Consider the following 11372-nt stretch of genomic DNA (forward strand, 5'->3'; position numbering starts at 1 on the left):
CCTAGTCTCGCGGCCGGTGGGTCGTGTCCTTTCCCACAGTGATGAAAAGAGCCACGACGGGGCCCTCCGCGTCCGCAGTGTGCCAGGCGCCTGGAGGATTGACCGCATAATCGCCGGGACCAAGATCAAAGGACTGCTCCGAACCGTCCTCCAGCTCCTGGTGGAGCGTCATATGCCCCTGGAGGCAGCAGACCACCTCGTCGCCCGCCGGGTGCATTTCCCAGCTCGTCCAAGGCTCTGAGAAACGGAAAAGGCTGACCAGACGGCCTTCGTCAAGATCGTCGCCATGGCGGAGGACATAATCGTCATACCATTCCATGCCCGTGAACTCGGGCTGCTGGATCGCGCGGCCATCCCTTCCAAGGTGGATCGGGAAGTCGAAAAGGGACTTGCCCTGCATCAGTCCACCGAGGGCGCCTCGATCGGCGCGCACGCCGCCTGAAGCCAGGCCAAGTCAGCACCAGTGAGCTTGGGACCAATACGCGCGAGCACATGCGCATGGTAGCAATTGAGCCAGATCAACTCCTCCGGACTAAGCATGCTGACATCGACCAGCCGCCGGTCGATGGGGGCGAAGGTCAGGGTCTCGAAACCGAGCATCTCCTTCTCGGCACCCTCGATCTCCCGCGCCACGACCAGCACCAGATTCTCGATCCGGATCCCATATTCGCCGGTCTTGTAATAGCCCGGCTCGTTCGAGAGGATCATGCCCACCTGCAAAGGCTCGTCGCCGCCGCTCTGCGCGCTTCCTACCGGCGAAATGCGCTGAGGGCCTTCATGGACGGACAGGAAGCTGCCTACGCCGTGGCCGGTGCCATGGGCATAGTCGACACCCGCTTCCCACAGTGGCCGGCGTGCAAAGCTGTCGAGCTGGCTACCGCGCGTGCCCTTCGGGAAAACAGCGGTCGCGATCGCGATGTGACCCTGCAGAACGCGGGTGAAGCGATCGCGCATCTCCGCCGTCGGCTCGCCGATCGGAACCGTGCGCGTGATGTCGGTCGTACCGTCGACATATTGGCCGCCGGAATCGATCAGATAGAGCGTGCCCTGCTCAAGCTTGCGGTTGGTCTTCTCGCTCGAGCGATAGTGCACGATAGCGCCGTTGGGCCCTGCACCCGAGATGCTGTCGAAGGAAAGGTCGCGCAGCTCGGGATTCTCGCGGCGCAAAGCCTCAAGATGATCCGAGGCCTTCAGCTCATCCACATCGCCCTTCGGCGTTTCCTCGTCGAGCCAATGGAGAAAGCGGGTGATTGCGGCGCCGTCACGCTCCTGCGCGGACTTCTGGCCGGCGATTTCCGCGGGATTCTTGATCGCCTTCGGCAGGATCGTCGGGTCGCGCATCGCGATCACCTTCGCACCGGCCCGCTCAAGCGCCTCAAAGATGGCGGCTACGGCGCGCTCAGGGTCGACGACGACAGTTTTGCCCTTCAGCTCCGCAAGCGCATTCTCGAACTCGTAGCGCTCATGCAGCCGAACCCCGTTGCCGAGATGCTGCCGGACCTCGGGGCTGATCTTCTCGCCGGCCACGAACAAGTCCGCGGTCCCATCGGCGTGGACCAATGCATAAGCGAGCGCGACCGGAGTATGCGAAACGTCCTGCCCACGAATGTTGAACGCCCAGGCAATGGAATCGAGCGCCGACAAAACGGCTGCGTCGGCATGTTGCTTGGCCAGCCAGTCGCCGATCTCGGTCCGCTTCTCCGCCGCCGATTTCCCCGCATATTCGTCCGACTGGACGACAAGGTGCGCCTTCGAAGCCTCGGGGCGGTCGGACCAGATTTCGTCGATCGGATTGCGCTCGACCGGCACCAGCTCGGCGCCACGGCTCGCCAGCGCTTCCTTGGCTTTCCTCACCCAGTCGCGCGTGTGCAGCCAGGGGTCGTAGCCGATGCGCCCGCCTTCAGGCGCATGCTCCTTCAGCCAGTCGGTTGTGCTCGTTTCCGGCACCGACTGATAGCTCCATTCGGTCGCGCTGACTTGCTGGCGCACCTGGAGCGTGTAGCGGCCGTCGACGAAGATCGCGGCCTCTTCCGGAAGGACGACGGCGGACCCCGCCGATCCCTCGAAGCCGGTGAGCCAGGCCAGCCGCTGGGCATAGCTTCCGACATATTCGCTCATATGCTCATCGGTCAGCGGGACGACGAAGCCGTCCAGCGAATTGGCTTTCAGCTGCTCACGGAGGGCGGCAAGACGATCGGCGTACGTGGACATGGGCGGGACTCCCTTGGCCCCCAGCTAGTCCAAGGAACGGCAATCTTAAAGACCCGGTGTGCCGGAGCGCCTGCGGGAATGCCTAGCCCAATCGGAGAGCGACGCTTATTCGCCAGTCGCTTTCGGTGCCTCGGCGACAGGCTTTTTCGCGGCCTTCGACCAGGCGGCGACTTCGTAGCCGCGCTCGTGCAGGCAGCCGGACAGTGCGGTCTTGACCGCATGCTCCTTCTTGGCGCGCTTCATCCTGGACATGCCCCAGGCTCCGCCAATGATCGCCACCGGAAGCAGGACGATGGTGGCGCTGGCAGCGGCAAGACCGGCATAGCCGCCGGCAGCCGCAGCGGCCGTGCCCCCGGCGACGGCGGTTGCCGCTCCTGCTGCCGCACCGGCGCCCGCCGAGGCGACCCGGCCCGACGAATCGAGCTTGCCCTCGACGAGAAGCTGCCGGCATTCCGAATAAGCCGCGTCGAACTGAGCCTGGCTCGACGCCGGCGCCGCGAGCGCTGGCGTGAACTCGCGCGGACGCGATGAGCACCCCTCAAGCAACAGGCACGCGGCAAGCCCCGCGAATAGATGGTTGCGCATACTGTCTCCCCCTTCCGCTCGATACTATGATCGAGCTGCGGGAGCTACGGCTAAGGTGAACCACCCGACGCCTTTTTACCTACGACGTCAGGGACTTGGCATTTAGAGACGCATTCGCATTCGCGGTCGCCTCTTTCAGTCAGCGGCCATCGCGCTAAGAGCGCTTTCATGGACATGCCTTCCGACCTGCCGCAACCGCCGAGCGCCGAGCAACGCCCCTACAGCTACGAGCGTCACGGAGTGACCATCGAGGACCCCTGGCACTGGCTGCGGGACCAGAAATATCCCGAAGTGAACGACCCGGACGTGCTTTCCTACCTTCACGCCGAGAACGACTATTTCGAGGGGTGGAAGAAGCAGCATCAGGGCCTCATCGATGAGCTGTTCGAGGAGATGAAGGGGCGGATCAAGGAGGACGATAGCTCGGTCCCCATCCGCGACGGTGACTTCCTCTATTGGTGGGCGTTCAAGCCCGGCGCCGAATATCGCAGCTGGTATCGGAAGCCTGTGAAGGGCGGCGAGGATCAGACGATCTTCGACGAGCCGGTCGAAGCCGAAGGCCGCGAATATTTCCGCCTCGGCGCACTCGATGTGAGTCCGGACGGCAAGCTGCTGGCCACGCTTGCGGACTATGATGGATCGGAGCGCTTCGAGTTGCGGATCCGCGACCTCGCGACCGGCAAGGACCTGGAGACCGTCACCAAGGTCGGCATCGGCCAGCCCGTCTGGACCAGTGACAGCGCCGGGATCGTGTTCAACGAGGTCAACGAGCATTGGCGGAGTTACCGGGCCCGCTATCACCGGCTCGGCAACGCTCCCGAAGAGGCGATCACGCTGTACGAGGAGACCGAGGAACTCGGATTCAGCGTGGGCGTCGGCAAGTCGACCGACAAGAGCCTGATCATCATCGCAACCGGCGACAATGCGACGAGCGAAGTGCGCTTCGTATCGGCGGCCGATCCGGCGCAGCCGCTCACGCTGATTTCACGACGGAAACCGCTGCGCGAATATCATGTCGATGCCGCGCACGGGAAATTGTGGATCCACACCAACGACGACCATGTGAACTTCCGCCTTGCCGAGGCCGATCCATCGGCGCCCGAGGAATGGCGGACGGTCATTCCCGGTTCGGACGACGCCTATCTGACCGGCGCCAGCGCGTACCGCGATCATCTCGCGATCAGCAGCCGCGTCGGCGGCCTCGACCAGCTCATGCTGCGAAGCTACGACGGCGAAGAGACGCGCATTCCGTTCAAGGAAGCGAGCTATTCGGCGGCGTTCCACGGCAATCCTGAATTCGCACCCGACAGCTATCGCCTGGGCTATTCGTCGATGGTCACGCCCGCGACGACCTATGATTATCATCCGAAGAGCGGCGAGCTCGAGGTTCGCAAGGTCCAGGAAATCCCCAGCGGTTACGACGCGTCGCAATATGCGACCGAGCGGCTGACGATCGAAGCGCGTGACGGCGCGAGAATCCCGGTCTCGGTGGTCTACAGGAAGGGGTTCGGGAAGGACGGCGGGGGCAAATTGTTCCTCTATGCCTACGGCGCGTACGGAATCGCGATCCCGCCCGCCTTCAACAGTAATCGCAAGAGTCTGCTCGACCGGGGCTGGGCCTGCGCCATCGCGCACATCCGCGGCGGCGACGACCTCGGCTACCAGTGGTTCCTCGACGGCAAGCTGACCAAGCGAACCAACACGTTCAACGATTTCGTCGATGTCGCCAAAGGGCTGATCGACGCGAAATTAACCAGCGCCGGGAAGATCGCGATCAACGGCGGCTCGGCGGGCGGCGAATTGATGGGTGCGGTGGTCAACGCAGCCCCGGAGCTGTTCGGCGCGATGATCGCTGACGTGCCCTTCGTCGATGTGCTGAACACGATGCTCGACGACACGCTTCCGCTGACGCCGGGCGAGTGGCCCGAGTGGGGCAACCCGATCGCGGACAAGGCGGCGTTCGATTACATCCGGAGCTATTCGCCCTACGACAATGTGAAGGCGCAGGATTATCCGCCGATGCTGATCACAGGCGGACTGACCGATCCGCGGGTGACATATTGGGAGCCCGCCAAATGGGCGGCAAAGCTGCGCGCCACCAAGACCGACGGCAACCCTTTATTCCTCAAGATCAACATGGGCGCCGGCCACGGCGGCAAGTCCGGCAGGTGGGAGAAGCTCCACGAGGTCGCGGAAACCTACGCGTTCATGCTCACGCAGGTCCCGGATTGACCCGTCCCGTCTTCGAGATGACCTTCGTCGCCGGACCTGAGCATATCGACGAGCTCGGGCACGTGAACAATGCCGTGTGGGTGCAGTGGATGGAGCAGGTCGCGACCACTCACTGGCGAAGCGTCGCCGACCCCGGCCACCAGGACGATTATGTCTGGGTCGTGGTCAGGCACGAGATCGACTATCTGCGCGCCGTCCTGGAAGGCGAGACGATCACCGCGAGAACCTGGGCCGGAGAGAATCTCAAGGGCGCGAAGTTCGATCGCCACATCGAATTTTGCGGCGAGGACGGCAAAGCCCGCGTTCGCTCGCGAACGGACTGGGCGATTATCGACAAGGAGAGCGGGCGGCCGATCAGGGTTCCCGCCGAAGTCATAGCGCCATTCGTCTCGTCGGAGTAACAGCGGTCCGATGAGCCGGCCCATCCTTTACGATTATTGGCGCTCGTCCGCCGCCTACCGAGTTCGCATTGCCCTCAACCTCAAAGGGATCGACTACGAAAGCCGGCAGGTTGACTTTCGCGCCGACGAGCAGAAGTCGGCGGATTATCGCCGGCTCAATCCTCAGGGGCTCGTGCCCATGCTCGAAATCGACGGGCATCGGCTGACGCAAAGCCTCGCCATCCTGAATTATCTCGACCTTCGTTACCCCAACCAGCCGCTGCTTCCCGCATCCGCGGCGGAGCGCGCGCATGTGGTGGCGATGGCGATGACGGTCGCTTGCGACATCCACCCGCTCAACAACCTGCGGGTGCTCAAATATCTGAAGAGCGAGCTTGGTCATTCTCAGGATGAGATCGACGCGTGGTACGCGCACTGGATCGCCGAGGGGCTTCCCGCGCTCGAAGCGCTTGCAGCGCCGACGGCCGGCAAATTCCTGTTCGGGGATGCGCCGACCGGAGCGGACGTTTGCCTGGTGCCTCAGCTCTACAACGCGCGCCGTTACGATGTGCCGCTCGACAATTATCCCACGCTGTTGCGTGCCGATGAGAATGCTAACAAGCTCGATGCATTCGCGGCCGCTCACCCGGACCGGCAGGAGGTGCCCGCATGAACCGCGTCGACAGCATCAACCGTGGCATGCACGATCTCAAGCCGCTGCAATCGGTCGATATCCCATCGCTGGAAGGCAAGGTCAGTGAAGAGGAATGGGCGATCCGCGTCGACCTCGCCGCCGCGTACCGAATGGTGGCTTATTACGGATGGGACGACCTCATCTTCACGCATCTGTCGGCGCGGATTCCGGGGCCCGAGCACCATTTCCTGCTCAATCCGTACAATCTGATGTTCGAAGAGGTCACCGCATCCTGCCTCATCAAGGTCGACGTCAACGGCAACCCCGTTGAGCCGACGCCCTTCATCACCAATCCGGCCGGCTTCACCATTCACTCCGCAATCCACATGGCCCGCGAGGACGCACATGCGGTCATGCATCTCCATACCCCCGCGGGTCAGGCAGTCGCGGCCCATTCGGAAGGCCTGCTGCCCCTCACCCAGACGGCTATGCTGATCCGCGGCGACGTGTCGTTCCACGATTACGAAGGCGTCGCCGTCGATCTCGACGAACGCGATCGCCTTGTCGCCGACCTAGGCGAGAAGAATGCAATGATCCTGCGCAACCACGGCACGCTCGCAGTCGGCAAGAATGTCGGGGAGTGCTTCATCCGCCTCTATTATCTGGAGCGGGCATGCCAGGCGCAGATCATGGCTCTTTCGGCTGGCGAAAACGTCAACAACCCACCGCAGGGGTCGCCCGAAATCACCGCGCAGCAGGGGGCCATCGGCCTGCCTATGGCAGCGAATTTCCTCGCCTGGCCGGCGCTGAAGCGGAAGGCGTACCGGCTAGACCCGAGCTTCGCGAGCTAAGTGTCGGGCCGCGCAGCATCCATCAACGACTATCGGGCACTCGCGAAAGCGCGGCTGCCGCACTTCCTTTTCGAATATCTCGACGGCGGTTCGTATGACGAGGTGACGCTAAGGCGGAACGTCGAGGACCTGCAGGCCGTCGCGCTCAAGCAAAGGGTGCTGCGCGACGTTTCCGACATCGACCTGTCGACAAAGTTGTTCGGGCAGCGCTGGAGCATGCCTGTCGGACTGGGCCCTGTCGGCCTGTCGGGTCTTTATGCCCGCCGCGGTGAGTGCCAGGCGGCGAGAGCAGCGCAGGCCGCAGGCGTGCCCTTCACGCTGTCGACGTTGAGCGCATGTTCGATCGGCGAGGTCGCGCAGGCAGCGCCGCTGTGGTTCCAGCTCTACATCGTCAAGGATCGGGGGTTCGTAAGCGACCTCATCGCCGGAGCCAAGGAAGCCGGCTGCGGGGCATTGCTGCTGACTGTCGATCTCGCGGTGCCCGGGACTCGCTATCGCGATTATCGGGCGGGGCTGTCGGGTTCGCTTCGCCGTCCCGGAAGCAGGGTGGCGCAGGTTCTGCAAAGACCCAGCTGGGCATGGGACGTCGCGGCGCGAGGCCGCCCGCTTACCATGGGCAATCTCGAGCCGCTGCTCGGCTCCGGGGCGGTGCTCGCAGACCTAATGGGCTGGGTTGCGCAGAACTTCGACGCGAGCGTCACGTGGAAAGACGTCGAGTGGGTCCGCTCACAGTGGGACGGCCCGCTCGTCATCAAAGGCATTCTCGATCCCGATGACGCACGAGCCGCTGTTCAGGCGGGCGCCGACGCAATCGTCGTTTCGAATCACGGTGGCCGTCAGCTGGATGGCGCCCTCTCCAGCGCGCGGGCGCTTCCCTCGGTCGCGAACGCCGTGGGCGGAAGAATGCCCGTGCTCGTGGACGGCGGCGTCCGATCTGGCCTGGATGTCGTCAGGATGCTCGCGCTTGGTGCAGATTTCGTGCTGCTGGGCCGCGCCTGGGCCTATGCCCTCGCCGCCCGCGGCGAGGCAGGCGTCGGCCACGTACTAAAACTTCTCGATGCCGAGATGCGCGTGGCCATGGCGCTCACCGGCACACGGACGGTAGCCGAGGTCGACTCCGAAACAATCGATAGCCGCTGACCCCTCGTCTTGCGCATCGATTCATGCCTGTTATTCAAACCGATCAGTCGTTTGGGGGGAGATCGGTTTTGTCGAACGGAAGTATTGCGTACCGCGCCGTGCGTGCTTCGGTCGGAGTTGCTGTACTGCTTTCTGCAGTGGTCGCGCCTGCCGAGCCGGGGGGCACCTATGCGATCGATGGAGGCGGCTACACCATCGACCTGAAGATGGACGGCGACACGTTGGTCGTGGTCGAGCCGAACAAGACGTCGCCATATGCGAGGCAAGCGGACGGGACCTATCAGTTCACCAATCCCAATAATGGAATCACCTATGGGATCAGGGTAATCGACGACCGCACGATCGAGGCATTCAAGCCCGGCACGGACAATCCGCCGACGCGGCTCAGCCTGATGGGCGGCGCTCCGAGCGGCGAAGAGCCCGCGGCCGTCGCTGACGCCGAGAAATGGGAAGCGCTTGCGCAACATTACAGCGAGCTCAGCCAATCCGACCCCGACAATGTCCAGGTGAATACGGCCTGCGCCGGCGTGGCGTTGAAACGCAGCGCATCGAGCCAGGCGGAGGCGGACGCTTATGCCGCTCAGATGGCAGAGATGCTGAAGCAGATCCTGGTCGACGGGTCTTCGAACCCCTGCCCGGACGTATTCACGAGCTGGTAGAGCCCGCTTAAGGACGAAATAAAGTGGTCGGGGAGAGAGGATTCGAACCTCCGGCCCCTGCCTCCCGAAGACAGTGCTCTACCAGGCTGAGCTACTCCCCGACCGGAACCCGCTAAGGCGACGCGAGGTCGCGGGCGGGAGCCAAGGCCGCGGCTAGATAGATGGGGGACGCGGCGAGCGCAACCGGCAATCAGCGGCCGACGGTTTTAAGCCAGTCCTCGACCCGAACGAACTTCTCCCGCGGCGAGCCCGGCCGTGCCCTGCCCTCTTCTGTCTGCTCGATCTTGCGCCAGTCAGCATAGTCTGTCGGCATCACGCCTCGGCTCTCGAGCAATTGTTTCAGGCCGCTTGCGCCGGCACGGTCTCCGCTGCATTCTTGGGGCATTTCCGCAGCGATGCGGTCCGCCACCTCATAGCCGTCAGGACGATTGGTCCCGATCGTTCCGGTCGGGCCCCGCCGCGCCCAGCCGACTGCATACAGTCGATCGGCAATGCGCCCGTCCGTGTTGACGAATTTTCCGCCATCGAAAGGCACATGGTCGATCGGAGACGTGGAATAACCGATTGCCGTGATCACTAAGGACGCCGGCACCTCATAGGTTTCCCCGGTCCCGCGCGCGCCGCCACGTTCGTCGAGCTCAGTCCGTTCGACGACGATCCTTTCAACCTTTCCATCACCTTCGATCGCCACCGGCTTGGCGAAGAAGTCGAAGACCATACTCTTGGGCTTGTTCGCCTCCAGATCGGCAAATCCGCGCAACAGGCTGACCGACTTGCGCAGGCCGGGCTCGAGCGTCTCGTCAGCTTCCACGGGCGGGAAATCGGCCAAGTCGACGATTGGGACAGCCGCCTCTAGATGGCCCAGCTCGCCGAGCTCCTTTGGAGTCATGGCGATCTGGTGCGGTCCGCGCCGGCCGAGGATCGTGACCGTGCGGATCGCCGCACCGTCCAGCGCTTCGAGCGCGTGGCCCACAATGTCCGACCCTTCGAACTCGTGGCGCGTCTTCGACAAAATTCTCGCGCAATCGAGCGCGACATTGCCATTGCCAATAACGGCGGCGCTGGCGCCATCAAACGGCGGATCGAGGTCGGCGAAATCAGGATGCCCGTTATACCAGCCGACAAATTCCGCCGAGCCGATGACCCCTGGCAGGTTCTCACCGGCAATGCCCAGCTTGCGGTCGTGCGGCGCCCCGGTGGCGAGGATCACGGCGTCATAGAGTTCGAGCAACTCCGCCACGCTGACGTCGCGGCCGACCGTCACATTGCCGATGAAGTCGACGCCGGCGGATTCAGCGACCTTATCGTAGCGCTTGGATACGGCTTTCAGCGACTGGTGGTCGGGGGCGACGCCAAAGCGGATCAGGCCGTAGGGAACAGGGTAGCGGTCGAGAATGTCGATACGCGCCTGATCGCCAAAGGCCTTCTCAAGCGCCTCGGCCGTGTAGAAGCCCGCGGGGCCTGAACCGACGATCGCGAAATGCCGCATCCGCACCTCCTTCAGGAATGCTTAGCGGCAAAGCCGACGCGACGTCAGCCCTTGGAATGATCCTCCAACAGGACACCGCCCTTCTTCTGCAGAGCAGACTGGATCACGCCGGAAAACATCCCGAGGATTCCAGGCAACAGCACCTTCAAGCGAACCTTGCTGTCCTCGACATCGATCGTTGCGGCGACCTCCTGCCCCATCGCCTGCACGTCGAGGTTGAGCTGATCGCCGGCCCAGCCGGACTGAACCTGGGCTCCCCCGGGAATATGCTCCTCGAGCTTGTGGACATTGTTCGCGATCCTGCGGCGCGCTTCGTCCTTGCCGAGGTTGTGAGGCAGATCGACTTCGATGGGCTGTGGCATAGAAATAATACAGTGGGCTGGCGTTCTTTGCTTTTCAAGATCGGTGAGGGGCGTATCTTGCGTCCGATGTGCAAGTTGTTCTTCCTGCTGCTCCTCGCCAGCTCATCGGCGGTTGCGCAGCCTCCAGCCTGGTACCCAGGCATGCCGTGGAATCCGCTCGAGCCTTATGTCGTCATCGGACAGGACGAGCCCGGCTATCGCAATTGGTACCTCGCCTCGCCCTCCCACGCGACGCAGGTGAAGGCTCTGAACGACTATCTTGCCACTTATGGCGTGAACGGCGTAGTGCCGACCTGGCAACTGCTTCGGACCGCGAGCGACTGGTACAAATGCGGCGCCCCCGCGTTCGAAGTGCCGCCGCCGGAGGATTGGCCAAACGTAGTGCAGGCACTCCGTTATGTTCGCGACAAGGTGATTCCGGTCCTGGGGCCGGTAGAGCCTGTTTCGGTGTACCGGAATCCGATGCTGAACCAGTGCGCCGGCGGTGCCCGGGAAAGCGCGCATCGGTTCATGCAGGCGGTCGACATGGTCCCGCTTCGGCCTATCACTCGGGACGCGATGATCCGGACTTTATGCGCCGTTCACGCCCGCTCAGGACAAGGTTATGGCGTCGGGCTCGGCTTCTACGTTGGGCTGCGCTTCCATGTGGATTCGCGGAAATTCCGGACGTGGGGCACGAACGACGAGGGCACGATTGCCTGTGCCCGCAGCTTCGAGCTTGCTCATTCGAGCGATCCGGACGCCGCTAGCGCGCAGCCCGCGGCCAATCCTCTGATAAGCCAAAGCCCGAGTACGCAGCCGCCGAACAACTGATGCGCGGGGCTTGTGT

12 protein-coding genes and 1 tRNA gene are annotated in these 11372 nt (G+C 63.4%); 7 read left to right on the top strand and 6 right to left on the bottom strand.

From position 1 onward, the window contains the following. Nucleotide 1 precedes the first annotated feature (1 nt). The 3 genes from LZ538_RS08220 to LZ538_RS08230 form a co-directional block, all read right to left on the bottom strand. The gene (locus LZ538_RS08220) at nucleotides 2-433 is read right to left on the bottom strand and encodes a cupin domain-containing protein (RefSeq protein WP_347402749.1); all 432 of its coding nucleotides are present in this window, start codon (nucleotides 431-433) and stop codon (nucleotides 2-4) included. Continuing rightward, the gene (locus tag LZ538_RS08225; RefSeq protein WP_249831499.1) at nucleotides 400-2211 is read right to left on the bottom strand and encodes an aminopeptidase P family protein; all 1812 of its coding nucleotides are present in this window, start codon (nucleotides 2209-2211) and stop codon (nucleotides 400-402) included. The genes LZ538_RS08220 and LZ538_RS08225 overlap by 34 nt, the downstream gene beginning before the upstream one ends. Nucleotides 2212-2316: 105 nt before the next feature. Next, on the bottom strand, nucleotides 2317-2796 hold the full coding sequence (locus LZ538_RS08230; protein ID WP_249831500.1) for a hypothetical protein: 480 nt from the start codon (nucleotides 2794-2796) through the stop codon (nucleotides 2317-2319). A gap of 168 nt (nucleotides 2797-2964) precedes the next feature. Here LZ538_RS08230 and LZ538_RS08235 point away from each other — a divergent pair, with 168 nt between their 5' ends. From LZ538_RS08235 to LZ538_RS08260, 6 genes are all read left to right on the top strand, one after another. Then, a complete protein-coding gene (locus LZ538_RS08235) occupies nucleotides 2965-5028 on the top strand; it encodes a S9 family peptidase (protein ID WP_249831501.1) in 2064 nt (687 codons plus the stop codon). A gap of 17 nt (nucleotides 5029-5045) precedes the next feature. Then, nucleotides 5046-5429, top strand: a complete 384-nt coding sequence (locus tag LZ538_RS08240; RefSeq protein WP_249831603.1) for an acyl-CoA thioesterase — start codon at nucleotides 5046-5048, stop codon at nucleotides 5427-5429. A 10-nt stretch (nucleotides 5430-5439) separates the two neighbouring features. Continuing rightward, nucleotides 5440-6081, top strand: a complete 642-nt coding sequence (gene maiA, locus LZ538_RS08245; protein WP_249831502.1) for a maleylacetoacetate isomerase — start codon at nucleotides 5440-5442, stop codon at nucleotides 6079-6081. A gap of 26 nt (nucleotides 6082-6107) precedes the next feature. Further along, a complete protein-coding gene (locus LZ538_RS08250; protein ID WP_249831604.1) occupies nucleotides 6108-6893 on the top strand; it encodes a class II aldolase/adducin family protein in 786 nt (261 codons plus the stop codon). Then, nucleotides 6894-8033, top strand: a complete 1140-nt coding sequence (locus LZ538_RS08255; protein ID WP_249831503.1) for an L-lactate dehydrogenase — start codon at nucleotides 6894-6896, stop codon at nucleotides 8031-8033. 98 nt (nucleotides 8034-8131) lie between these two features. Continuing rightward, nucleotides 8132-8692 (top strand): hypothetical protein, encoded by a 561-nt coding sequence (locus tag LZ538_RS08260; protein ID WP_249831504.1) that lies wholly within the window; start codon nucleotides 8132-8134, stop codon nucleotides 8690-8692. A 24-nt stretch (nucleotides 8693-8716) separates the two neighbouring features. Here LZ538_RS08260 and LZ538_RS08265 read toward each other — a convergent pair. The 3 genes from LZ538_RS08265 to LZ538_RS08275 all read right to left on the bottom strand — a co-directional run bounded on the left by LZ538_RS08265 (nucleotide 8717) and on the right by LZ538_RS08275 (nucleotide 10543). Next, a tRNA-Pro gene (locus tag LZ538_RS08265) sits at nucleotides 8717-8793 on the bottom strand. An 89-nt stretch (nucleotides 8794-8882) separates the two neighbouring features. Further along, nucleotides 8883-10181, bottom strand: a complete 1299-nt coding sequence (locus tag LZ538_RS08270) for an FAD-dependent oxidoreductase (protein WP_249831505.1) — start codon at nucleotides 10179-10181, stop codon at nucleotides 8883-8885. A gap of 44 nt (nucleotides 10182-10225) precedes the next feature. Beyond that, nucleotides 10226-10543, bottom strand: a complete 318-nt coding sequence (locus LZ538_RS08275; protein ID WP_249831506.1) for a polyhydroxyalkanoic acid system family protein — start codon at nucleotides 10541-10543, stop codon at nucleotides 10226-10228. A 57-nt stretch (nucleotides 10544-10600) separates the two neighbouring features. Between LZ538_RS08275 and LZ538_RS08280 the strand changes: the two genes are divergently transcribed. Continuing rightward, nucleotides 10601-11356, top strand: coding sequence for a hypothetical protein (locus LZ538_RS08280; RefSeq protein WP_347402750.1), 756 nt, complete (start codon nucleotides 10601-10603; stop codon nucleotides 11354-11356). Nucleotides 11357-11372 lie beyond the last annotated feature (16 nt).

The sequence above is a fragment of the Sphingomonas hankyongi genome, from assembly GCF_023516575.1.
Taxonomy (GTDB): Bacteria; Pseudomonadota; Alphaproteobacteria; order Sphingomonadales; family Sphingomonadaceae; genus Sphingomicrobium; species Sphingomicrobium hankyongi.